22 protein-coding genes and 2 pseudogenes are annotated in these 23,835 nt (G+C 66.5%); 9 read left to right on the forward strand and 15 right to left on the reverse strand.

The features are described 5' to 3' along the window. Positions 1-149 precede the first annotated feature (149 nt). A pseudogene (locus tag AWC30_RS06095) lies at positions 150-473 on the reverse strand (IS21-like element ISMyma9 family transposase); the annotation flags it as partial. A 76-nt stretch (positions 474-549) separates the two neighbouring features. Between AWC30_RS06095 and AWC30_RS06100 the strand changes: the two are divergent. Further along, positions 550-1,359, forward strand: a pseudogene (locus AWC30_RS06100) (IS481 family transposase); the annotation flags it as partial. Positions 1,360-1,383: 24 nt separating this feature from the next. Here the strand turns inward: AWC30_RS06100 and AWC30_RS06105 are convergent. The 5 genes from AWC30_RS06105 to AWC30_RS06125 all read right to left on the reverse strand — a co-directional run bounded on the left by AWC30_RS06105 (position 1,384) and on the right by AWC30_RS06125 (position 5,664). Then, entirely contained in the window at positions 1,384-2,148 is a 765-nt protein-coding gene (locus AWC30_RS06105; protein WP_085109480.1) for an ABC transporter permease, read from the reverse strand. Between the two features lie 95 nt (positions 2,149-2,243). Beyond that, on the reverse strand, positions 2,244-3,095 hold the full coding sequence (locus AWC30_RS06110; RefSeq protein ID WP_234807961.1) for an MlaE family ABC transporter permease: 852 nt from the start codon (positions 3,093-3,095) through the stop codon (positions 2,244-2,246). A gap of 326 nt (positions 3,096-3,421) precedes the next feature. Beyond that, positions 3,422-3,694, reverse strand: coding sequence for a hypothetical protein (locus AWC30_RS06115; RefSeq protein WP_085109313.1), 273 nt, complete (start codon positions 3,692-3,694; stop codon positions 3,422-3,424). A gap of 154 nt (positions 3,695-3,848) precedes the next feature. Further along, complete coding sequence (locus AWC30_RS06120; RefSeq protein WP_085109314.1) at positions 3,849-4,739, reverse strand: metal-dependent hydrolase; 891 nt, start codon at positions 4,737-4,739, stop codon at positions 3,849-3,851. A 37-nt stretch (positions 4,740-4,776) separates the two neighbouring features. Further along, positions 4,777-5,664: a metal-dependent hydrolase gene (locus AWC30_RS06125; RefSeq protein WP_085109315.1), complete on the reverse strand. Its 888-nt coding sequence runs from the start codon at positions 5,662-5,664 to the stop codon at positions 4,777-4,779. Positions 5,665-5,928: 264 nt separating this feature from the next. Here AWC30_RS06125 and AWC30_RS06130 point away from each other — a divergent pair, with 264 nt between their 5' ends. Further along, entirely contained in the window at positions 5,929-6,840 is a 912-nt protein-coding gene (locus tag AWC30_RS06130; RefSeq protein ID WP_085109316.1) for an oxidoreductase, read from the forward strand. Positions 6,841-6,872: 32 nt separating this feature from the next. Next, positions 6,873-7,721 carry an SDR family NAD(P)-dependent oxidoreductase gene (locus AWC30_RS06135; RefSeq protein WP_085109317.1) on the forward strand — a complete coding sequence of 283 codons (849 nt, stop codon included), beginning with the start codon at positions 6,873-6,875 and terminating at the stop codon, positions 7,719-7,721. A 31-nt stretch (positions 7,722-7,752) separates the two neighbouring features. On the opposite strand, the gene AWC30_RS06140 is transcribed toward AWC30_RS06135, so the two are convergent. After that, on the reverse strand, positions 7,753-8,424 hold the full coding sequence (locus AWC30_RS06140) for a hypothetical protein (protein WP_234807962.1): 672 nt from the start codon (positions 8,422-8,424) through the stop codon (positions 7,753-7,755). A gap of 291 nt (positions 8,425-8,715) precedes the next feature. Here AWC30_RS06140 and AWC30_RS06145 point away from each other — a divergent pair, with 291 nt between their 5' ends. From AWC30_RS06145 to AWC30_RS06165, 5 genes are all read left to right on the forward strand, one after another. Continuing rightward, positions 8,716-10,530 (forward strand): SDR family oxidoreductase, encoded by a 1,815-nt coding sequence (locus tag AWC30_RS06145; RefSeq protein WP_085109318.1) that lies wholly within the window; start codon positions 8,716-8,718, stop codon positions 10,528-10,530. A 74-nt stretch (positions 10,531-10,604) separates the two neighbouring features. After that, positions 10,605-11,531: an SAM-dependent methyltransferase gene (locus AWC30_RS06150; RefSeq protein ID WP_085109319.1), complete on the forward strand. Its 927-nt coding sequence runs from the start codon at positions 10,605-10,607 to the stop codon at positions 11,529-11,531. Next, positions 11,528-12,295 (forward strand): methyltransferase domain-containing protein, encoded by a 768-nt coding sequence (locus AWC30_RS06155; RefSeq protein ID WP_085109320.1) that lies wholly within the window; start codon positions 11,528-11,530, stop codon positions 12,293-12,295. Before AWC30_RS06150 ends, AWC30_RS06155 begins: the two co-directional genes overlap by 4 nt. A gap of 67 nt (positions 12,296-12,362) precedes the next feature. Further along, complete coding sequence (locus AWC30_RS06160; protein ID WP_085109483.1) at positions 12,363-13,238, forward strand: oxidoreductase; 876 nt, start codon at positions 12,363-12,365, stop codon at positions 13,236-13,238. A gap of 16 nt (positions 13,239-13,254) precedes the next feature. Further along, on the forward strand, positions 13,255-13,623 hold the full coding sequence (locus AWC30_RS06165; protein WP_085109321.1) for a hypothetical protein: 369 nt from the start codon (positions 13,255-13,257) through the stop codon (positions 13,621-13,623). Here AWC30_RS06165 and AWC30_RS06170 read toward each other — a convergent pair. Continuing rightward, positions 13,602-14,783, reverse strand: a complete 1,182-nt coding sequence (locus AWC30_RS06170) for a phthiocerol/phthiodiolone dimycocerosyl transferase family protein (protein WP_165756448.1) — start codon at positions 14,781-14,783, stop codon at positions 13,602-13,604. The genes AWC30_RS06165 and AWC30_RS06170 overlap by 22 nt on opposite strands. Positions 14,784-15,145: 362 nt before the next feature. Here AWC30_RS06170 and AWC30_RS06175 point away from each other — a divergent pair, with 362 nt between their 5' ends. After that, on the forward strand, positions 15,146-16,717 hold the full coding sequence (locus tag AWC30_RS06175) for a flavin-containing monooxygenase (protein WP_085109323.1): 1,572 nt from the start codon (positions 15,146-15,148) through the stop codon (positions 16,715-16,717). Positions 16,718-16,759: 42 nt separating this feature from the next. Here AWC30_RS06175 and AWC30_RS06180 read toward each other — a convergent pair whose 3' ends face one another. The 7 genes from AWC30_RS06180 to AWC30_RS06210 are packed head-to-tail and all read right to left on the reverse strand — an operon-like array spanning position 16,760 to position 23,835. Next, positions 16,760-17,557 (reverse strand): hypothetical protein, encoded by a 798-nt coding sequence (locus AWC30_RS06180; RefSeq protein WP_133053663.1) that lies wholly within the window; start codon positions 17,555-17,557, stop codon positions 16,760-16,762. A gap of 17 nt (positions 17,558-17,574) precedes the next feature. Then, the gene (locus AWC30_RS06185; RefSeq protein ID WP_085109325.1) at positions 17,575-18,540 is read right to left on the reverse strand and encodes an MlaD family protein; all 966 of its coding nucleotides are present in this window, start codon (positions 18,538-18,540) and stop codon (positions 17,575-17,577) included. Continuing rightward, positions 18,537-19,595 carry an MlaD family protein gene (locus tag AWC30_RS06190; protein ID WP_085109326.1) on the reverse strand — a complete coding sequence of 353 codons (1,059 nt, stop codon included), beginning with the start codon at positions 19,593-19,595 and terminating at the stop codon, positions 18,537-18,539. The genes AWC30_RS06185 and AWC30_RS06190 overlap by 4 nt, the downstream gene beginning before the upstream one ends. Continuing rightward, on the reverse strand, positions 19,592-20,773 hold the full coding sequence (locus AWC30_RS06195; protein WP_085109327.1) for an MCE family protein: 1,182 nt from the start codon (positions 20,771-20,773) through the stop codon (positions 19,592-19,594). Before AWC30_RS06195 ends, AWC30_RS06190 begins: the two co-directional genes overlap by 4 nt. 1 nt (position 20,774) lies before the next feature. Continuing rightward, positions 20,775-21,740 (reverse strand): MlaD family protein, encoded by a 966-nt coding sequence (locus tag AWC30_RS06200; RefSeq protein ID WP_234807963.1) that lies wholly within the window; start codon positions 21,738-21,740, stop codon positions 20,775-20,777. 53 nt (positions 21,741-21,793) lie between these two features. Next, positions 21,794-22,807 (reverse strand): MlaD family protein, encoded by a 1,014-nt coding sequence (locus AWC30_RS06205; RefSeq protein WP_085109329.1) that lies wholly within the window; start codon positions 22,805-22,807, stop codon positions 21,794-21,796. Then, positions 22,804-23,835 carry an MlaD family protein gene (locus AWC30_RS06210; protein WP_085109330.1) on the reverse strand — a complete coding sequence of 344 codons (1,032 nt, stop codon included), beginning with the start codon at positions 23,833-23,835 and terminating at the stop codon, positions 22,804-22,806. Before AWC30_RS06210 ends, AWC30_RS06205 begins: the two co-directional genes overlap by 4 nt.

Raw genomic sequence — 23,835 nt, forward strand, 5'->3', positions numbered from 1 at the left:
CTTGATCGTCACTCCAGGTTCACGACGGCGGGCCACCGCGACGACATCATCACGGAACTCGCGGGGATACGGCTTAGGCATGGGACTCATCCTTCCAGTGGCACCCTCTCGGCACCACAGATCAGATGTCACCTATCCGTGCAGCAGTCCCGATCGCACGGATCAGTTGGCGCGTACTCCGGGCGAATCCTTGCCACATTTTCGCTGAACCACGAATGCCCACCGGCCCAGCGCACCCGCTCAGCAATCACCGTCGCCGGCATCCTCGGATGACTTCTCAGCACATTTCGCACCGCCGGCTCAATCTGCGCCCACGCCGACGTCGTCACCGGCGCTCGCTCATACCGCGGCGGCTCATCGGCGCGCAGCGCCTTGGCCACGGTGTTTCGCGACAGTCCCAGCTCCCGCGCGATCGCAGCCTGCGACAACTTCTCCGACCGATACAACCAGCGGATCTCGGCCCAATCCTCCACAGTGATCACTCTCCAATCGAAGGGTGCTCACTTTTCGACCGGAATCACCTGCTCACTTTTCGACCGGAACCGACACTTAGTGGACCGTTCTTCGCGGCCACACCGGATGCCGCAGAAAACCAGCGATCGGGTCGAGCAGAAAGTGCTGGCGGCCCGACGCCGCCGCAAGCGCGGCGCCGTGGTCCTGGCCGCCGAGCTCAAGCTCAACCCGTCCACGGTTGGACGGATCCTGGCACGACATCAGGTACCGCACCTGAGCACCATCGATCCGATCACCGGGCAGCCGGTGCGCTCCTCGCGGCGCACCCCCAACCGCTACGAACACCGCGCCCCGGGGTCGTTGGTCCATGTCGATGTCAAAAAGCTCGGCCGCATCCCGAAAGGCGGTGGGTGGCGGCTGCACGGCCGTGACGCCGCGATCTCAGTTGCCAACCGGCACAAGAAAACCAAGATCGGCTACGACTACACCCACACCGCCATCGACGACCACAGCCGCCTGGCCTACAGCGAGGTCCACCCTGACGAGAAAGACGCCACCTGCGCAGCGTTCCTGCACCGAGCCCTGGTCTGGTTCGCCAGCCACGGAATCCAGGTACGACGGCTGCTGACCGACAACGCCCTGGTCTACCGGCACGGCACCAACTGGAGCTGGGTCTGCTCGGCCTGGCAGGTCAAGCGACGATTCATCAAACCCGGCTGCCCCTGGACCAACGGCAAAGCAGAACGCTTCAACCGCACTCTGCTTAACGAATGGGCCTACGCCCGGCCCTGGACGTCAAACAACTCGCGCACACGCGGCCTTGACCGATTCCTTCGCCGCTACAACACTCAACGAGGCCACTCCGCCCTCGGCGGGAAACCACCCATCAGCCGGCTCGCGGCCTGACAACAACGTCACAGGTCACGACAGCTAACCACCGAACCTCGCGCCGGACTCCACGCCCCACAGCGCCATCGTCAGCAGCATGTTCACGATGATCACCACGGTGACGCTGGAGCGCATCGCGCGGCCGGCGGCCACGCCGACACCGGCCGGGCCGCCGCTGGCGAAGAAGCCGTAGTAGCACTGGATGGTTGAGGAGATGAAGACGAACACCACCGCTTTGATCGTCGCGTAGAAGACGTCGCGGCTGTTGATGAACAGCGAGAAGTAGTGCAGGTAGGAGCCGGTGGATTGGCCGGCCGTCATGCTGACCGCCTGGCAGGCCAGATACGCCAGCGCCAGAGAGGTCAGAAACAGCGGGATGACCGCGATGACCGACGCGATCACCCGGGTGGCCACCAGGTAGGGGACCGGGTTGATCGCCAGGGCGTCCATGGCGTCGATCTCCTCGTTGATGCGCATCGCGCCGAGCTGTGCGGTGAACCGGCAGCCGGCCTGGGCGATGAACGCCATCGCGATCATGATCGGGGCCAGCTCACGGGTGGTGGCGAACGAGGAGATCAGCCCGGTCGCCGGGCCGAGACCCAGCAGGTTCAGCGCGTTGTAGCCCTCGACGGCGACCAGTGCGCCGGCGGTGATGCCCAGCACCGCGGCGACGTTGACGGTGCCGCCGCCGACGACGATCGAGCCGTTGCCCCAGGAGATGTCGGAGAGCAGCCGCTGCAGTTCCCGGCGGTAGTGGCGCAGCATCACCGGCAGCGAGGCGATCACCAGGCCGAAGAAGTGCACCATGTGCCCGGTCTTGCCGATCGAGCGGCCGAGGGCCGCGACGGCGAGTTTGGCCCAGCGGTAGCCGGGCAGCTGGTAGGTGCTCGGGGTCGCGGCGGTCACAGTGTCTGCCTCGGGAAGACCAGGACGTAGAGCTGGCTCATCACCACGTTGACGATCATCAGCAGCAGCACCGATTCGACGACGGCGGCGTTGACCGAGTTAGCCACCCCGGCGGGCCCACCGGAGGTGTTCAGCCCCTTGTGGCAGGCGATGGTGGCCACGATGACGGCGAAGACGACGGCCTTGACCAGAGCCAGCGTGAGGTCACCGACGGTGGCGAAGGAGGCGAAGGTGGAGATGAACGACCCCGGTGTGGCGTCCTGCAGGTAGACGTTGAACAGGTAGCCGGCGATGTAGCCGACGAAGCTGGTGACCCCGGTCAGCAGCACCCCGACCAGGACGAGCGCGGCCAGCCGGGGCACCACCATGCGCCGCAGCGGGGAGACGCCCATGACCTCCATGGCGGAGATCTCCTCACGCATGGTCCGTGATCCCAGGTCGGCGCAGACCGCGGAGCCGACCGCGGTGGCCAGCAGCAGCGAGGCCACCAGCGGGGCGCCCTGCCGGATCACCACCAGCCCGGTCGCCGCACCCGACAGCGAGGTGGCCCCCACCTGCCCGGCCAGCAGGGAGAACTGGATGGACAGGGTGACACCGATCGGGATGGTGACCAGAACGGTCGGCGCGAACGCGGTGCCGGCCATGAACGCGGCCTGTTCGATGAACTCGCCGAGCTTGAACCGCCGGGTGACCAGGTCGATGACCAGGTACTGGACGGCGCGCACGCCCATCACCATCTGGCCGCCGAGGGTGTGCAGCGCCGTGAACGGGTGGTTGTTGAGGTAGCGGCGGAACCAGGTGAGGATCTCGCCGATGGCCGAGCGGTCACCGGCGCCGGTGGCGGTCAAGGAGCGCTCCTCGCGGTGGTGCCGTCGGCGACCGACGCGGCGCACCGTGCGCGCGGAACAGCTGTCATCGGCGGCGTTCTTCCCCTGTCGTGCCCGGTCCGTGGTTATCTGACTGACTCGTCATTCGTCCGACGTGGTGAACGGCACCTTAGCTTGTGCCTGTCGTCGCGGGCGGGGGATTGGCGAACCTGACAGGTCCCGGTTGCCCCGGCCCGCGCGGGAATCCGGTGCGTATGGCGGATCCGGCAACCCGGCCTACGAGGACGGCGCCCGCGACCGAAATGGTCGCGGGCGCCGTCGCATCGGGGCTCGAACGTGCCGAGGTTTTACTCCTCGTGGGTCGGCTGGTCGGAGTTGTGCAGGTACCACAGACCGTCGTCGTGCTGCAGGCAATACCAGTACTGGTACACCTCGTCCTCACCGACGTTGTCCAGATGCATGTCGGGACCATCCGAGATGCACTCGGCCTTGGTTCCCCAACTCCAGGGAATCCCGGTGTCGCCGTCGTAGACGACCACGTCGTCCGCGACAGCCACCCCGGCGGTGCCCAGGAGCAGGCCGGCGGCGATCGCCGTGCCGGTGATCAGTGATCGGATCATGTCTTCCTCTCTCGGTCCGCGGTGAGGCGGTTCGGTGGTCCGTCCGGGACGACGGTTCGAGAACAGCGTATCGGGATGTTCCCAGTTAATGTTCAGGAAGTGAACAGCTGCTGCCAACGCAGCCGCATCGCCTCGGGGGCGGCGGTGATGGTGGCTACTTGAGATGGTCGACGAGAACGCCCCGCTCACCGAAGAGCTCCTGCTGCCACTTGTCCAACAGGGCGGCCGTGTCCATGTCGTCGGGGTGGAAACCACGCCGCATGTACTTGCGCAGGTCCGGCAACAGGCCCTTGAGCAGCGGCCCGCGGAACACCCCGACGGTCTCCCGCAGCACGCGGATCGGACGCCATCCGCTCGGGTCGGTCGCGATCGACAGCAGCACCGCAACGATCAGGAACGGGAACATCACGGTGTACAGGACGGCCATCACCCCGATGCGGATCCACTCCGGTCCGCCCACAGCGCGGTAGACGTCGAACGCCACCGACTTGTGCTCCAACTCCTCCAGCGCGTGCCAATTCAGCAGGTTACGCACCTCGGAGGTCATCGGGATCGCTTGAAACTCGTCGCTGAACACCCGCTCGGCGACCGTGGCCGTGTAATGCTCGGCGGCAGCGGTGAACGCCAGATGCACGGAGGCGGGCAACAGATCCTGGCCACGCTCCCAGGCCTTCTGCCGTTTGCTGTCCGGGCCGAACGTGAGGAAACGCACGAGCGGGTAGCCCTTTTCGATCAGTTGGTCGTTGAGGTGACGGTGTTCCTGGCCGTGCACCGCCTCCTGACCGATGAACGCCGCCACCCGCTTCTTCAGCACCGGGTCGGTGATCTGATCGGAGAACCGGCGCACCGACCGGATGAACCCCTCTTCACCGGGTGGGAATCCGCCGGACAGCAGCGCGGCCAGATGGCTCATGACGATGTTGTCTTCGACGAAATGGCGCTTGATCGGCTCGGGCTTCCCGAACGGGAACCGGATCCGCCGCACCTTCGGGTATGCACTGGCCGGCACTCTGCCGTCACCGGCTGGTACGGGTTGAGCGGTCATATCGGTGTTTCCTTTCGAGGGGGGGTGTTTCCCGGGGTCACTTGAGGTGATCGACCAGGGTGCCGTCGGCGCCGAAAAGCTCCGCCTGCCAGCGCTCCAGCAAGGCGTCGGTGTCGATGTCATCGGGGTGGAAGCCCGGTTTCAGATACCGCGCCAGCTCGCCCATGATGCCGCGGAACACCGGCCCCCGGACCAGCGAGTAGGCCTCCCGGATCAGCCGCACCGGCTGCCGCCGCGCGATCGGGTCCTGCGCCAACGAGGCCGCCAACGACAGCAGGCTGACCGGCAGCGTCAAGACGTACAGGGCCGCCATCACCGCGATCCGCATGGTCTCGGTGCCGCCGACCGCGCGGTAGGCGTCGAAGGCCACCGATTTGTGCTCGAGTTCCTCCAACACGTGCCAGTTGAGCAGGTTCCAGAACTCCGGTTCGCCGGGGATGCCCTGGATCTCGTCGCTGGACAGGACTCGTTCGGCCAGCACCGCGGTGTAATGCTCGGCGGCCGCGGTCATCGCCAGGTGCACCCGGGCCGGCAGGCGCATCTCGGCGCGAATCTGGCGGTCTTTCAGCGTCTCGGAATCCCACCACCCGATCGGGTAGCCCTTCTCGACCAGTTTCTCGTTGAGGCGGCGATGCTCCTGCCCGTGCATGGCCTCTTGGCCGATGAACCCGACCACCCGCTTCTTGAGCACCGGATCGGTGATGTCGTCGGCGAACCGGCGCACCGACCGGATGAACGACTCTTCGCCGGGCGGGAACGCTCCGGACAACCCTGCGACGAAGTGGCTGAACACGATGTCGTCGTTGACGAAGTATTTGCCGTATGAGTCGTCCTCGCCGAATCCGAACCGGATCCGCCGGACTTTGGGGTAGCTGCCGCCCTCCGCGGCGCTCAGCGGCCGCTGAGCGGTGTCTTGGTCGACCATTACTCGGCTCCCCTTCTCGAACGATAAGTAACGTATACTGCTTGTATCGCTAACATCTGGTCACCATACCGGGCCTCGGATGCAACGCCAAGGTCAAGCCTCCGACGGACTGACGTATCGGTCGGATTATGTTCGGGGTTGGTGGCCAGCGCGAACCGGCCGGGCCATCGCGGTTGCCCTGGGTGTCGCCCGACCGCTCAAATATCCGGACTGATGCATCACTCTGTCAATTGGTGGGGCGGCCCGCGAGGTAGGGTGTCCCGGATGAGCGCACGACGGCCGTTTCATCCTGACGACATGCCCGCTCAGGACGGGCGCACCTTCGTGGTGACCGGAGCCAACGGCGGGCTCGGCGAGGTCGCCACGGCGGCCCTACTCGGCAAGGGGGCCACCGTGGTGATGGCCTGCCGCAACGTCGGTAAGGCCCAACGGGTCGCCGACCGGATGGCCGCCGCGGTGGGCGGCCCGGGGCGAGTACGGGTCGCGGCACTGGATCTAGCCGACCTGGCTTCGGTGCGCGAATTCGCCGGCCGGCAAAGAAAAATCGACGTGCTGATCAACAATGCCGGCTTGATGAATGTGCCGTTCCGGCGGACCCGGGACGGCTTCGAAACCCAGTTCGGGGTGAACCACCTCGGGCACTTCGCGTTGACAGGTCTGCTGCTGGACAAGATCAGCGACCGGGTCGTCACCGTGTCCAGCATCGCGCACCGGCAGACACCCAAACTGTGGATCGATGACCTCAACTACGAACACCGCTGGTATCAGCGCAATCTGGCCTATGCCCAGTCGAAGTTGGCGAATCTGATGTTCGCCCGGGAACTGCAGCGACGGCTGGCGGCCGCCGGATCGAGCAAACGGTCCTATGCGGTGCATCCCGGCGTGTCGGGCACCGACCTGTTCACCCGGACTGAGACCGCCTTCGATCGGATCGCCAAGCAGGGCGCGCGGCTGGTCGGGCAGCCACCGCGACAGGCGGTGCACTCCATGCTGCTGGCGGCCACCATTCCCGACGCCGATCCGACCAGCTACTGGGGGCCGGCGAAGTTTCGGCAGACCCGGGGGCCGGCCGAACCTTGCCCGTCGAGTCGGCTGTCGCGGGACCGGCGACTGTGGGCGCGGCTGTGGGAAGAATCCGAACGGATGACCGGGGTCGGCTACGGCTTCGGTGACTAATCCGATTTTCTGATGAGGAAGGCACACCAGCGATGAAAGACTTCACTGACAAGGTCGCCGTAATCACCGGCGCAGGCTCGGGCATCGGCCGCAGCCTGGCGGTCAAACTTGCCGAGCGCGGCGCCCGTCTGGCGCTCTCCGACATCGACACCGCCGCGGTTGCCGAGACCGCCGAGCGGTGCGAAAAACTGGGCGTCCAGGCGGTGTCGTTCGGTCTCGATGTCGCCGACCGGACTGCGGTCTACGCCCACTCCGACGAGGTGATGGACCGGTTTGGGCGGGTCAACCTGGTGTTCAACAATGCCGGCGTGGCGCTGTCGGCCGACGTCATCGACATGGAATGGGACGACTTCGAGTGGTTGATGGGAATCAACTTCTGGGGCGTCACCTACGGGACCAAGGCGTTCCTGCCGCACCTGATCGCCTCCGGGGACGGGCACGTCATCAACGTCTCCTCGGTGTTCGGGCTGATGGGCATCCCATCGCAGAGCGCGTATAACTCCGCGAAGTTCGCGGTGCGCGGTTTCACGGAGGCGTTGCGTCAGGAACTGCGTGCGGCGAAGTACCCCGTAGGGGTTACCTGTGTGCACCCCGGTGGGATCAAGACCAACATCGCGGTCAACGCTCGCGGGGTCCCCGCGGATGCCGATCGTGAGCAGATTCGCAAAGGCTTCGATCTGATCGCGATCACCCGAGCGGACTCCGCGGCGCGCATCATCTTGCGCGGCGTGGAGAAGAACAAGCCACGAGTGCTGATCGGTCCCGACGCACGGGTCTTCGACGCGATCCCTCGGGTGATCGGGCCTCGCTACGAAGACATCGGCGCACCCTTATATCGCCTCGGACGCGGGATGGCCGGCCGGTTCGGCATCGAGATCTGACCCCGAAGCCCGGCTCCCGGGCGGATACCGGTCACTGCCCCGGGCGGGGCCACGGCCGCATCGAGATCCGTTGGGCCCCCGGCCAGATCGCATCGGCGGCCGGGGATGCGCAGAACACGTCCTCGGCCTGGTAGACGTCCATCCCGACGGCGTGCAGGCCGTCTTCCTGGTGGGCGCGGCAGCTCACGGTCAACACCCTCCCGGTCTCCTGGTCAACCTGTTCGGCCTCGATCGTCAGCACCACGACCAAGGTGAACCCGGCTCTGGTCGGCAGATAGAAGGTCAAATCGCGACTGGTCGGCGCCCCGGCATTGCTGACGACATAGCCGTCTCCGCTGGGATAGACCGCCTGGCCGACCATCTGGGTGCGTTCGAAATGGTTGCTGTCGCCGTCGGCCCGCCACACTGAGAACCGGGTGTTCGGGCTGCCGTTGGAGGAGTACCGCCCCATCGGGATGATCACCTCGTTGCGGCCGTCGCCGTCGAGATCCTGCAACCCGACCGGGCCGGGGCTCGACGGCTCCAGCATTTCGTTGATCGTCTGGATCGTCTCCCCGCCGCCGTCGGTGACGACAACCTTGACCGCCCGCGGCGGGTCGCCAGAATCCAGCGACCAATAACTGACGTCGAGGGACAGGTTCGCCCGATCGCCGGTACCGGTCCGGCAGTCGGTGTGGGGCCCGGTTGCCTCCGGATTGAGCATGACCGCGGTGCTTGGGCACGGCGGTGATGCGACATCCGCACCGGCGGCCGGAGCGCCCAGGTGCGCGAGGGCGAGCACGGCGGTGGTGAGCACATGGTGCCGCCGCAGGTGTCGCCGGGCCGGCGGCGTCGGCACCCGGTGGCCGGTCGATGCCGCTGTGGGCGGTGCTGGGCGCGATTTCGGCACGTGAGCCACTCCCCGTAGGTGTTGACCGAGATATTGACATCCTGTGACAATCGGTACACGATACCGGGTGTCCGTACTGAATTCGCGCACAATCGATGGAGTCACATGGGAACCGCACCGATCGCCTCGACTGCCCAGTCTGACACCGAAGCCGGCGCCGCACCGGTGATCGAGCGGATCGTGCGCAACGGCGACATCGAGATCGCCGTCTACGAGCAGGGCAACCCCGACGGCGAGACTGTGGTGTTGTTGCACGGGTGGCCGGATTCCCACCACATGTGGGGCAATGTCGCGGCGCTGCTGGCCGAGCGGTTCCGGGTGGTGACCGTCGACAACCGCGGCCACGGGCGATCGACGAACCCGAAGAGCTACCGTGACTTCGCGCTTGAGGCGCTGGCCGGGGATTACCGGGCGGTCATCGACACGGTGAGTCCGGACAAGCCGGTCCACGTCCTGGCCCACGACTGGGGCAGTGTCGCCATGTGGGAGTTGGTGTGTGATGCCGCCAACCAGCATCGGGTGGCGTCGTTCACCTCGGTCTCCGGGCCGAGCACGGCGCACCTGGCGATGTGGGCGCGCAGCCGGTTACGCCGTCCCACCCCGAAGAACCTTGCGCTGGTGCTGGCCCAGGTGGGCTCGCTGAGCTACATGTTCGCCCTGATGGTGCCGGTGGTGCCGAAGGTGGCGCTGCGGCTGGTGGTCAACCCGGAGCGGTGGCGCAGGCAGCTGGCCCGGCGCGAAGGGGCCAGCGAAGACCGGATTCTGCTCGGCCCGACCTTCCAGCAGGACATCGGCAACGGATTGCGGATCTACCGCGCCACCGTGATGTCGCTGCGCACACTGGTGAAACGCCGGGAGCGGTTCACCCGGGTCCCGGTTCAGGTGATTGTCGGCACCCGCGATCCGGCGGTCCGCCAGTCCTGTTACGACGACGAACCGAAATGGGCGCCGCAGGTGTGGCGGCGGGTGGTGCGTGGTGGGCACTGGCTGGCGTTCTCGCACCCGGAGTTGCTGGCCACCGCGACGACCGAACTGATCGATGCGGTCGGGGGCGGTACCCCGGCCCGTGGGCTGCGCCGCGCCGAGATGGGTAAGCCGTTCAAGCCGTTCGAGCATCAACTGATGGTGATCACCGGGGCCGGAAGCGGAATCGGCCGACAGACCGCGCTCGCGTTCGCCCGCGAGGGTGCCGAGGTGGTGCTCTCCGACGTCAACCTGGCCTCCGCCAAGGAGACTGCCGCCCTGATCGCCGAGGCCGGCGGCGCCGCGCACCCCTACCAACTGGACGTCGCCGACGAGGCGGCGGTCACCGCGCACGCCGCGGAGGTGATGGGGCGGCACGGGATCCCCGACATCTTGATCAACAACGCCGGGATCGCCCAAGCCGGCCGATTTTTGGCCACCCCGACCGAGGACTTCCAGCGGGTCCTCGACATCAACCTCTACGGCGTCGTGTACGGCTGCCGTGCCTTCGGTCCGGCGATGGCGGCGCGCGGCTTGGGCGGCCATATCGTGAACCTGTCCAGCATGGCGGCCTACACCCCGGCGCAAGGGCTGAGTGCCTACGCCACCAGCAAATCGGCGGTGTTCATGTTCTCCGACTGTCTGCGCGCCGAACTGGCGGCCTCCGGGGTCGGGGTGAGCACGATCTGTCCCGGTGTGGTGCACACCAACATCGTGCGGTCCACGGTGGTCTCCGGTTTCTCCGAGCAGGAGGCGGCCAAGAAGCTCGCCCAGGTCGACCGGGCCTACAGGCTGCGCCATTACGGCCCGGAGAAGGTGGCAAAACGGATCGTCAAGGCGGTCCGAGCCGACAAGGCCGTCGTGCCGGTGACCGTCGAGGCGCGCGTGCAGTACGCGATGAGCCGACTGGCCCCCGGCCTCGGGCGGTACGGCGCCAAAACCACCAGCCTCGGATAGCGATACTAGAAGTATCGCGTACCAATTGTTACAGTAGTTGCTGTAGCTTGCCGAACCCTTGGAAACGGGGAGTGATGACCGCCACCGTGCAGCCCTTTCACGACGAATCGTCTGGAGCGCGGATCCGCCGCTGGGCCGACGAATGGGGTCGGATGGTCAAGGTCGGGCTGAGCTCGTCCTCGGGCCCGAGAACCGGCCAGGTTTACGACATCATCGGGCCGCAGAACCTGTTCGGCGAGGAGTCGCTGTTCATCAATTTCGGTTACTGGGCCAACGACCCGGACACCCTGGATGAGGCCAGCAGGGAACTCGCGCGCCTGGTGGCTCGAGCCGCGGAGTTCGGGCCGAGCGATCTGGTGGTCGACTGCGGCCCCGGCTACGGCGATCAGGACATCTTGTGGATCAAGGAATTCAAACCCAAGCGCATCACCGGGGTGAACCTGGCGACGGAACAGATCGACATCGCCACCCGGCGGGTGAAGGCAGCGCGGCTGGGTAAACGGATCAGTTACGTCGAGGCCTCCGCGACCGACCTGCCGTTCGACGACGAATCCTGCACCAAGGTGGTGGCGCTGGAGTCGGCATTTCACTTCCCGTCCCGGGTCGAGTTCTTCGCCGAGGCGCTGCGGGTGCTCAAACCGGGGGGCCGGTTGGTCACCGCCGACATCATCCCCAAGCGCGCCCCGTTGACGGCGCTGGCTCGAGCCGAAGTGGCGGCGCGCGGGTGGCGCAAGGCGTCGCGGGCCGCGGTGCGCCAGGCAGCCGACACCGGCGGATACCGTGACCTGTTGCGGGACATCGGCTTCGTCAACGCCCACGTGCAGCCGATCACCGATGACGTGTATCCGCCGCTGGGCAGGTTCCTGCGGCGACGTCTCCGCGATCCCGACATGCACCACGTCAACCCGCTGTTGCGGCAAGCGTTCTCGCCGTTGGGGTTCCGGCTGGCGGCCCGGCACTCCGACTATGTGCTGGCCACCGCAGACAAGGCCCGCGAGTGACGGCCGGGGTTACCCCGGTTCCCGCCGATGACCGGCTGGTGGCGCTGCTGGATCGACGGCACCGTGATCGGGTAGAGGTAGCGGATCGGGGGTATCTGGACACCCTGATCGACGGTTCCCCGCCCGTGCACACGGTCAGCCAGCGGCTGATGCGCACCAGGTTCTACTCCGCCGGCTATCAGCTGCTCCGCCCGTTGGGCTTCCGGGTGGCCAGTGGCCTGAAGGCACCCGGACGCGACGGTGATCGGATGCAGGTCGCCGACTGGATGCGGTTGCGTGCCGACTCGACGGTGCTTGACATCGGGTGCGGTCCGGGAAATTTCACCGGGTGGTTCGGTGGGCGGGTCACCCGCGGACTGGCGGTCGGGGTGGATGCGTCCGAACCGATGCTGCGGCGGGCGGTAGCCGACAACTCCGGCCCTACCACCGCTTATCTGCGCGGCGATGCCGAGAACCTGCCGTTCGCCGACGAGGTCGCCGACGCGGTGAGTTGCTTGGCGGCGTTGTATCTGATCAACCGTCCGTTTCAGGCGATCAGCGAGATGGCGCGGGTGCTCAAACCGGGGGGCCGTATCGTGTTGTTGACGACGCTGCGCCCTGGCGGTGTTCGCGGTGGCCTGAGCGGTTCCGTGCTGGGCGTGGCGACCGGGATGCGTTGGTTCGATCGCGCCGAGATCACCGATTACGTCAGTGAGCTCGGCTTCGTCGATGTCATTCAGCGTGTCGAAGGAGTGGCGCAGACCGTGGTGGCCACCAAACAATAGCCGCGGTCGGCGGTGGTGTTGATCGGCGCCAGGGCTGAGCGGCGCGAAACATGATGAGGTGAAGGCGATGGCGTGGGAACCGGGGCAGATGCCAGATCAGAAGGGCCGCACCGTGGTGGTGACCGGCGCGAACGGCGGGCTGGGCGAGGTCGCCAGCCGGGTGCTGGCCGGCGCCGGTGCGCGGGTGGTGATGGCCTGCCGTGATCGTGGCAAAGCCCAGCAGGTCGCCGCCCGCATACCGGGTGATGTCACGGTCGCCGAGTTGGATCTCGCGGACCTGGCTTCGGTTCGGCGGTTCGCCGAGGACCAGGAGAAATTCGATGTCTTGATCAACAACGCCGGTCTGATGAACATCCCGTTCGCGCGCACCAGCGACGGGTTCGAGATGCAGTTCGGGGTGAATCACCTCGGCCATTTCGCCTTGACCGGTCTGCTGCTGGACAAGATCAGCGATCGGGTGGTGACGTTGGCGAGCATCGCGCACCGGCAGACACCGAAACTGTGGATCGATGATCTCAACTACGAAAACCGCCGCTATCAACGCAACCTGGCCTACGCGCAGTCGAAGCTGGCGAACCTGATGTTCGCCCGGGAACTGCAGCGGCGGTTGACCGCCGCCGGCTCGAGCAAACGGTCCTATGCGGTGCACCCCGGCGTCTCGGGGACCGACTTGTTCACCCGCACTGAGACGGTTTTCGACCGGGTCGCCAAGCAGGGCGCCCGGCTGGTCGGGCATCCACCGGAGCAGGCGGCCCAGTCGATGCTGTTCGCGGCCACCATGCCCGATGCCGATCCGACCCGCTATTGGGGGCCCACCGGCCTGCTGCATGCGCGCGGACCGGTGCGCTCCGCGCCATCGAGCCGGCTGTCGCAGGACCGGGAATTGTGGCACCGGCTTTGGGAGGAGTCGGAGCGGATGACCGGGGTCGGCTATGGGCTGTAGGGCACGGCGAGGGTCCGTGCTGGTGCGCATCGTCGTCGGTTCGGCGATGGCGGTGGCGACCGGCTTGGCGTCGGCGGCGGTCGCCGGGGCGCGCGACACCGAATGTGACGTCATCTTGCCGGCCGGCGATCGCATCGAGCAGGCGCTGGACCTACTGTCGCTGGGTTCGGCGATGCCGCCGAACGCGGGCAGCCGCATCCAGAACGCAGCGAGTCTGCTGTCCGGGTTGACCAGCCCGGCAGCGGTCGACCTGCGGTTGCGGGTCAGCACGGTAGCCGATCACGTCAACGGCACCAATCCCTACCGCGACGCGAGTTTGGCCGATGACCTGCAGCTGGCTCGCCAGCAGCTGACGGTCAGCCGTCAGGCCTGTACCGGCGGTTGAGCCGAGCCGGTCGGGCCGGCGCCCAGCAGTGTGGCCAGCGCGGCGCGAAGCTCCTCGGCGCGGGTCGGTGGCAGCCCCAGCAGCGGGTGCAGCACATCGATGCGCAGGCGGTCCTGCCATCCGGTCACCACGTAGGTGAGGCTCTTGGTGACCTGGTTGGGGAAGGCGAACCGCAGGTCGGTGATCTCGACGCCGGGCGGGGTCGCCATTGCGGACACCCGACCGACGTTGGTGATGAACGACATCGGCGGGGCCGCCAACAACAGATTCAGGTCGATCGGCGCGAGCAGACTGCGGGACAGGACCGTGGCGCTGGTGCGTTCGGCGTTGATCCGGTCGACGACCGCGCGCCCGACTTCGGCCGGCGGGGTGCTCGGGTCGACGACGATGGCGTCCGGAATGACAGCGATGATGTTGGTCCCGTCCAGCGGAGCCATCGGCTTCGGCAGGCTCGCACGCAGGTCAACCGCCGAAGAGGTGAGCAACAGTTCCGGTCCGTCGCCCTCGATGAGGGAGCGCTCGGCGGCCAACGTTGCTCCGCTGAGCAGGCCGTGCACGCTGACCCCTTGGGATCGGGCGTCGTCGCGCAGCGCCGCGGTCTGCGCCGTGGTGAGTTCGATGGCGAACTGGCCCTGCACCGACGCCGCCCCGGTCAGCGGCGACCTGGGGAGGTCGGTGAACGCGGCGAGGTCGGGAGGGTCCGCCGGCTGCCCGGCGACGGAGGGGATCGCCGTCTCCAGTGACCGGGGAAACGCCCGGACTGCGCGGTCGAGGTGTCGGTCGGACAGCAGTTCGGTGTAGGCCGACCACAACTCGCCCAACAACGCGAAGCCCGCCCGGCCGTCGGCGATCGCATGGTGCACGGTCAGGCCGACCGCGGTGCGGTGGTCGTCGGTGACGACATCCAGCCGGGCCAGGTCCCTGGTCTGGTCCACCGCCTGGGACCAGCCGGCGAACCACTGCCCCGGATCGCCGGCAGCGACCGAGAACGGCAGCGGCCGTGGGCGACCCCGGCGCAGCACGAACTGCTCGCCCTCCACCGTGATCGATCCGCACAGCACCGGGTTGTGTTCGGCGAGCGCAGCGAAAGCGCGGCGCATGACCAACGGGTCCAGAGCCCCGTCGGCCAGGGCGTAGTAGGTGATGGCGGTGCCCGACATCGCGAACATCGTCTCAGTTCCACCGAGTGGGCGCTCGGTGCGGTCCGAGGCCGGCACAGCGGTGTCAGCGACCGGCGGCCGGATCGGTGTGGAGGTGTAACCCATGGCTCTCCCGAACTAGAGGTGCGAAAAAAACTAAGACGAACGGTATCAGGTACTCAAAGTTTGAGTGTAGCGCGTCATCGTCTTTTCGGGTGAGGCCCGGGGGCTTGCCGGAGCCCGCGTCGGGCGGTTACTATCGGCAATTATCCAAACAGCCAGTATTGGGTACCTGCAGTACTGCATTAATGTCAACCTATCGCCCGAGGCCCAGTCGGGCGCCGATCGGGCCTTCAACCCCAACGAGAGGCGGAACCGCTGCCATGACTACCCCCGCAGCACCGACGGCAAAGGCCGCCGACCGACGCGACCCCGCCGCCGCCCGGCCCGTCGAGACCCGCGCGGTGATCATCGGCACCGGGTTCTCCGGCCTGGGCATGGCGATCGCCCTGCAGCGGCAGGGGGTGGACTTCGTGGTGCTGGAGAAGGCCGCCGACATCGGCGGCACCTGGCGGGACAACACCTACCCGGGCTGTGCCTGCGACGTTCCCGCCCATCTGTATTCGTTCTCCTTCGAACCCAAACCGGACTGGAAGCACCTGTGGTCGTACCAGCCGGAGATCTTCGATTACCTGCGCGGGGTGACCGACAAGTACGCCCTGCGGGAGCACATCGTGTTCAACGCAAAAGTGGAACGGGCCTACTGGGACGACGGGGAGTTCCGGTGGCATGTGTTCACCGAGTCGGGCCAGGAGTACCTCGCCCAGTTCCTGATCTCCGGGGCCGGTGCGCTGCACATCCCGAGCATCCCCGAGATCGAGGGCGCCGATCAGTTCGCCGGCGCGGCCTTCCATTCCGCCGAGTGGAACCATGACGTCGATCTGGCCGGAAAGCGGGTCGCGGTGATCGGCACCGGCGCCAGCGCCATCCAATTGGTGCCCGAGATCGTCGGCACCGTCGGCGAGTTGCAGCTGTATCAACGCACGCCGGCCTGGGTGCTACCACGCAACAACATCGCCTTCCCGAGGTTCGTCAAACGCGCGTTCTCCGGGATCCCCGGATTGCGCGCCGCGTTCCGCTCCGGTCTGTACTGGGGCGCCGAAGGTGGGGCTTATGCGCTCAACCGGCGACCGGGCCTGCTCAAGGCCGTTGAGGTGCTCGGAAGGGCGTATATCCGGCGGGAGATCTCCGATCCGGAGGTGCGGCGCAAGCTGACCCCCGACTACCGTGCCGGCTGCAAGCGACTGCTGGGTTCCAACGAGTACTACGGTGCGATCGAGAACCCCAAGACGGAACTGATCAGCGAGGGCATCGAACGGATGACCGAGGACGCGATCATCACCGTCGACGGTCGGGAGCGGCCGGTGGACGTCATTATCTACGCGACCGGGTTCCACGTCACCGACTCCTACCGCTACATCTCGATGAAGGGCCGCGACGGGGAGGATCTCGGCGACCGGTGGGATCGGGAGGGGATCGCCGCCCACCGCGGCATCACCGTGGCCGGGATGCCCAACGCCTTCTTCCTGTTGGGGCCCAACACCGGACTGGGGCACACCTCGGTGGTGTTCATGATCGAATCCCAGATCCACTACGTCGCCGAGGCCATCAAATCGGCCGACCGGGTCGGTGTCGAGGCGATCGCCCCGCGGCGGGAGGCTCAGGACAAGTTCAACACCGACCTGCAGCGCAAGCTACGGCAGTCGGTGTGGAACACCGGGGGTTGCCAGAGTTGGTACATGGACGAGCACGGCAACAACCGCACGCTGTGGTCCGGTTTCACCTGGCGATACTGGCTGGAAACCCGGGGAATCAAACCGGGCGAATACGAGTGGATCGATCCGGTCCGGGAGCGTCGCCGCCGGGCCGCGCTCACCGCGGCCGCCCGCCGGTAGGGGCGACGGTCGGACCGGATGGCCGCGGTCCGGTTCGGACGCTCAGCCGCCGGGCTGATCGCCGGCCAGATCGGGCAACCCGGCGCCGCCCTCCTCGGCGGTGTGACTGCCCGATTTCGGGCCGATATCGGAGACCTGCCACCCGTCGTCGGCCCGGTTCACGGTGATCTGCAACAGGATCACCGACACCCGCGGTTCCGGGTTCTGCAGGTTGCGGGTGGTCTGGTAGGCCGAGACGACGACCTCGTAGAGGTCACCGGAGTGCGCCGACGCGTCGGCGGCCACCACCTCACCGGTGGAGGACACTTGGGCCTGCCGCATCACCCCGGTGAGGAATTCGGTGGCGTCGACGAACTTCTGTTTCAACGTCGGGGACACGTTCTCTTCAACCGCGTCGAAGAACTCGTCGGGGTTCTCGAAGCTGTAGTTCAGCGAGCGCTCCGCGTAATCGCGAGCCACCTCCAGCACCGCGCTGCGGTCGGCCTCGCTCTGCTGCAGGCGGGTCAGTTCGTGGGCGGTGTCGCGGAATTTGACGATGCCCACCGCGGCAGCAGCGAGCACCGCGACCGCGACCAGGGCCGCTGCGCCGATCGCGGGCCGACGCCACCACCGACTGCCGAACGCGTCGTCTTCGGCGTCCGCTTCGGGGGCTTCGGGGTCGCCGTCATCGCCGTCTTCGGGGTCGGGCTCGACCGGATCGGACTTGGCCGATGCCCCGTCGTCGGCATCCCGAGCCGCGGTGGTCTGCGGGGTCGTCTCGGAGGGCTCGGGAGCATCTGTGGTGCCGGTTTCGGGCTCGCCGGGGTCGGTGTCCTCCATCGCGTTGACCCTACCTGTCATGCGCGCTTCCTTACCGCTCACGGCTGGTGCCACTCCGGCACCGACAGGTGCACCCGCAGCCCGCCGGAGTCGTTGAACGTCGACTCCCAGAAATCGAGCCAATGCCCGGAATCGACCTTGACGTCGCGCAGCGGTGCGGTTACCGGCTGCAGCACCGTCGCGAACGTACCCAATGGGCCGGATAGATCCCCCAGGTACTGGTCGATCTTGGTGACCAACTCGGCGACCGGCTGGTCGCTGCCCAGACCCTGACCGACGTAGGAGATCTCTTCGAAGGAGTGAATCAGTCGCACGAACGCCGGGACCGCCGACGGCAGCGAGGTCCCGGTTCGGTTGAAGGCCTCCTTGACGTTCAGTGCGTCCATCCCGGCGGTCAGCGTCGACAGGTTGTCGAACATGGTGCCCAGCTGCTCGCGATCGTCGTGAACCATCCCGGCGAACAGCCGGGATGTGGTGGCCAGCGCGTCGAGGGTGTCGTCATTGTCGGTCAGCGACGCCGCCACATTGCTGACGATCGTGTGCAGGTCGTCGGGGTTGAGTGCGGCGAACAGCGCCTCCAGTTTCGCCAGCAGGGCGCTGACGGTGACCGTCGGGGCCACCCGGTCGGCGGGGATCACCACCCCGTCCGCCAGGTACGGCGGGGGGATGACGGCGGGGGCGAAGTCGATGAACTGCTCGCCGGCCACCGAGAGGTTTTGCACAGTGATCGCGCTGTCGGCCGGGACCGGATGTTCGGCGTCCAGGTCGATCGACACGGCCAGGCCGTCGGGGCGGGTCCGGATGCCGGTGACCCGGCCGACCGCTACCCCGCGCATCGTCACCTGCGAGGTCTGTAACAGCCCCCCGGAGGTGTCCAGCATCAGCGTCACCCGGGTGCGGGGTTTGGTCGGCTTGAGGTCCAGCACACCGATCGCCATGTACCCGGACCCGGCGAGCGCCATGGTGACCAAAATCAGCAATGTGATGCCCGGATTGAATTTCATGGCATCAACCCCATCGTCTGCATCGCCCGGATCAGGTCGTCGGCCGACGGGCTCGGGCTGATCCCGAAGGATCCGTCGGGCGCATGAATGTCGGAGACGGTGTATTTCGGTCCACCGTTGCCGAAGAACGGGATCAGCTTGTCGCGGACCAGACCGACCAGCTTGTCGGCAACGACCGGAATGGTGGTGTCGGCGGTGCTGACGGTCGCAACCAGCGGGGAGATGTAGGACAGGATCTGCATCAGATCGGGCATCAACGGGTTGAGCAGTTCACCGCCGAAGTCGCCGATCCCGCGTGCGTCGACGACGAGCTGGACCACGCTGAGGATCACCGCGGAGAGCCCTTCGAGTTTGGCCGGTCCCTCGGTGACCAGCCGGTCGAAGGTGGTGGTGTTGGAGGTCAGGCTGTTGCTGATGTTCTCCATGCTGGTCAACATGCTGTTGATGGTGTCCTGGTTTGTGGCCAGGTCGGTGAGGACCCCGCTGAGCTTGTCTTTGACTCGGACCAGCTCGCCGGAGTCCTTCGGGAAGGCCCGGTTGAGATCAAGCACGCTCTGCTGCAGGGTGCCGATCGCGCCGCCGGCGACCAGGTTCGACGCCGACCGCAGCGCATCCTCAACGTTGTCGGCCGGCACCGTGTTCTGCAGCGGGATCACATCCCCGGCCCGTAACCGGGTGGGGGCGGGCTCGTCCGGTGGGAACAAGGCGATGTAGATGTCACCGAGGATGGTGGCTTGGCGCAGCTCCGCCCGGATGTTCTGCGGCAGTTCGATGTCGCCGGAGACGTCCACGAAGGCGACCGCGGTGTTGTCGATGAGTTCCACCCGGTCGAGCACCCCGACCTGCACCCCACCCGATTCGACCTTCGCGCGCGCCGGCAGGTTCAGCACGCTGGAGAACTCGATCCCCACGGTGTATTCGTCGGTCGGCTGAAACGCTCCGGGCACCGGCAGCCGGGTGGGATCGAGCGAACAGGCGGGGGCTAGCCCGACGAGCAGGGTGGCCAGCAGTGCACCCGCGGCCCGCGCGGAGGCGCGTTTCGGTAGTCGTGTCATGGCGAAAGTGCTGCCCCCATGATGAGGTCGGTCAAGCCCAGGGTCACCGGGTCCGACGCGGTGCCCGGCGCGCACGCACTGTCGCTGCCGGGAACCCCGCGGGACTGCAGGTTGCTGCAGATGGCGCTGGCCTGCGACGGCGAGATCGCGACACGCGGCGGGATGTAGGTGATGTTGTGGGTCCCCCAGGCCGGCTCGTAGATGTCGGCCAGCCAGTTCGTCATCTGCGGCAGCGTGCCGATGAAGCTGACGATGTGCGGTGTGTAGGCGTTCAGCAGGTCCCTGATCCAGGGCACCAGTTTGCCGCTGATGTTGTGGTAAACGCGTGGCGCGTACCGGTCCAGCGCCTCCAGCAGGATCGGCAGCAGGTGGTTGAGATGTTCCAAGGCCGAAGCGAAGTTGTCGGAGAGTCCGGTGATCAACTCGGTGGTATCCGGCAGCGTCTGCACCAACGTGGTGAAGGTGTCCCAGTGGTTGAGCCAACCGGACGTGAGCACCTGGGCGTTCTCGAACAGCCGACGGTAGTCGGCGTCGGCGCGATACGGGTCACCGAGCATGGTGGCCAGATCCCGCAGCGTCTGGTTGAGCATGGGGCCTGTGTCAGCGAGCGACCGGCTGGCCGCGGACAAAGTGTCGTTGAGGGCCTTTACCCCGGGGGCCTGTCCGGGGTCCTGCCCTGGCTCGGTGGCGAGCAGCTCATCGCTGAGCTTACCGAGCGCCGAGAAGGTTTCGCTGACGCCGATCGGGGTCTTGGTGGATTGCAGGCCGATGCAGTGCTCGCCGGAAAACTTGGGTCCGCTGTCGTAGGGCTTGGTGAGTTCGACGTGCCGGTCGGTGACGATTGACTGAGAGTAGGTGACCGCGCCGATGTCGGCCGGCAGATCCAGGTCGTTGGCGACGGTGAAATCGATGCGGACGTGGTCGGGTTCGTTGGTGACCGCGGTGACCTCGCCCACCTCGATCCCGAGCAGTTTCACCAGGTTTCCAGGATACAGACCGACCGCGTCGGCGAATTCTGCACACAGCGTCCGGTGGTCGCTGAGATAGGGCAGCGCCACCCGCGCGCCCGCCACCGCGGCCGCCACCAGAGCCGCCGCCAGCATCACGGTCAGCACGGTGGCGGCGCGTGACCCCAGCCGCCGCCCAGCGGCTACGAAAATGCCTGTGATGCGAGTCATCTCAGCACTGCTTCATGATGTTAGGCAGGCACAGGTCTTGTCCGGGCACCAGAAAATTCCCCTCATCGACGGTGATGCCGTTGCCGCTGAGCATCGGCCAGACGATCTCCAGGATCTGGCCGAGGTTGATCGCCGCCTTCCCGAGCCGGTCCGGGTGGGCGACCAGGGTGTCGATGATGTCATCGATTCCGTTGACGATGGGGCGGACCTCGCGGCCGTAGAACACCATCAGGCGATCCACGATGCGGGCCAGTTCGCTCAGACCGGTGAAGTACTCGACGATGTCGACGGCCTTGGCGGTGTAGGTCTGGCCGAGGCCGGCGAGGGTCTCGGCAACCGCCACCAGTTGGTCGCGGTTGCCGACCAACGCCTCCAAGGTGTTGTTGGTGAACGTCAGACCCTGGCGGAAATCGCCGGTCATCTGGCTCAACGATTCGGTCAGCAGGTGCGCGGAGTTCAGCACGTCCCGCAGCGAGTCGGGATAGCGGTTGGCCGCGTTGGCGACCTCGGTGAACGTCCGGTGGATGACGGTGCCGTCGACTTCTTCGATGATCGGCGCCGCGGTCTGGATGATGTCGGCGATCTCGAACGGCGTGCTGGTCTGCCGGGCCGGTAGTGCCTCGTGGCCCAATGGGCGGTCTCCCTTGGGATCCAGCGCGACGTAGTGCCCGCCGAGCGGGGTTAGCATTTTGACGTCGAGGGTGGAGTCCGAACCGATGAACACCGACTGTTGGACCTCGAATGTCATCGCGACCTCGGTCCCATCGAGTCGGACGCCGGTGACCTTGCCGACCTTGACCCCGGCGATGCGGACCTCATCGCCGGGCCGGGCACCCCCGGAGGTGCTCAGGTGCGCGGTGTAGCCCTGTTTGCCCAGCGGGTTGATGTAGGCCAGGCCGGTGACCGCCAGCGCCGCCACGATGAGGGCCAGCGCGATGATGCCGTTACGGCGACTGCGGTAGGCCACCGCGTGGTCACTGTGCCGCTCCGGTTGGCCGGTTCGAGTTCTCCTGCGCAGCCTCATGGTTGGCACACCACCAGATTCTGGTGGACGAACGAGACCTGCCCGATACCCGGCAGGCTCACCTCGCCGTGTGAGCATTCGAACGCCGGTCTGGCCGGTTTGTCATCGACCAGTGAGTCCCGCATGCCCTGGATGAGGGACGGCACCAGCGACAGGCCGGCGACGATCGTGGGGGTTTGCGGCCACATCCGGCCCAGCAGGTCATAAAGCGGGGTGGTGGTGCCGTCAAAGATCCGTTCGATGTACTGCAGGAGTTTGACGGCGTTGCGGAAGGTGGGCAGTTCCCGGTCGATGGACTCGTTGAACTCGGCGGCCTTCGAGTTGAATTTGCCCAATACCTCATTGAGTTCGGTGATCAGTGCGAACAGTTGGTGGGATTTGCCGCCGAGGTCCTGGGAGACCGAGGCGAGGTTGGCGATCAACACCTTCAGCACGCTCTGCCGGTCGACGGCCAGGGTGGACAGCTTGTCGAGGTCCCGCAGGAACGGTCCGATCCCGGTTTCGTCGCCTTGGATGATCCGCAACAGGTTCTCGCCGAATTGATTGAACTGGGCCGGATCGAGGGTCTCGAAGATCGGCCGGAAGCCGTTGAACAGTTTGGTGACATCAAAGGACGGGATGGTGTGCTCAAGGCCGATGGTGCTGTTCTCCGCCAGTCGGGGGCCCGGTGTCGCCGGTTGGACGAGCTCCACATACCGTTGGCCGAGCAGGTTCTGGTATCGCACCGCGGCGTCGGTGTTCTCATACAGCGCATGGTCTTTGAGTACCGCGATGCCGACCTGGGCCCGCCTGCCGTCGAGTCGGATCGTATCGACCTTGCCGACCTGCACCCCGGAGATGCGCACATCGTCGCCGGGGAACAACCCGGACACGTCGGAGAACGTGGCGGTGTAGCGGCTGACGGCACCGGAGACCGGGTCGCGCAGGGTGTTGAGCACGATCACCGCGCACAACGCGCTGACCGCGGTGAAGACCGTCAGCCACAGCACGGCCTTGGAGACACTTCTCATCCGCCATCCCCCGAGGTTTCCGGCAGCGCAGAGGCCAGACCCGGTGCGGTGTCCATGATGAGTTCGATTTGCATGCGGACCCGGTCGTTTTGGAACGGAAACGCCGTACTGGTGCGGTCGATCAGGCCTGACAGCCGGTCGTAGGCCGGCGCCAGGCTGCCGAACAGGTATGCCCCCGGCACCGTCAGGTTCATGATCGAGGTGATCACCGGGGTCAGCCAGGGCAGATGTTTGCCGATCAACTCACCGACGCCGCTCAGCAGTTTGCCGATCTCGCCGAGCACCCGGGTGGTGCGTTGCGGCCCGTCGGCTTCGCTCAAGAATGCCAACCCGTCGAGCAGGTCGTTGAGCAGACTGATCAGCGGGACGAAGTCGTTGATGCCGTCGACCAACCCGGCCAGCACCGCCAGTGTCTCGGAGAACGGCACGGTCTGCGAGTCGGCCAGGATGCGGGCGAAGTCGATGATCGATCGGGCGACGGGCTCGGTCAGGTCGGTGTGGCGTTTGAACACCGCCAGGATATGGTCGGCCTCCGGCGAGTCGAAGATCTTGCCGATCTTCTGGCCCTGGCGCAGCAACCCGGTGATGGAAGCGGCCTGGGCGCCGGCCTCCATCACCAGTGTCTGGTTGGGCCGCAGCGCTTCGCCGTCACCGCTGCTGACCAATTCGACCGCGGCGCTGCCGAACACGTTCGATGAGGTGAACTGGGCGCGGGTGTCGGTGGCCAACACATGTGCCTGGCGGGGGTCGAGTTCCACCTGCATCCGTTGCTGGTTGAAGCCGGTCGACTCCAGTGATTTGACGGTCCCGATCGGCAGGCCGCGGAATTTCACCTCGGCGCCGGGTGCCAGCCCTTCCCCGATGGTGTCGGCGATGACGGTCAACTGGAATTTGTTGTCGAACCGCCCCACCGCCATCTGGTAGAGCACCCCGGCCGCGACGGTGATCACCACCGCGACGATCAGGCCCTTGAACCGCAGGGTCCGTGGGCTGGTGGCTCGGCCGTCGATTACGAGTAATGGTGGCAT

Origin of the sequence: Mycolicibacillus trivialis, from assembly GCF_002102395.1 — a bacterium.
Lineage (GTDB): Bacteria > Actinomycetota > Actinomycetes > Mycobacteriales > Mycobacteriaceae > Mycobacterium > Mycobacterium triviale.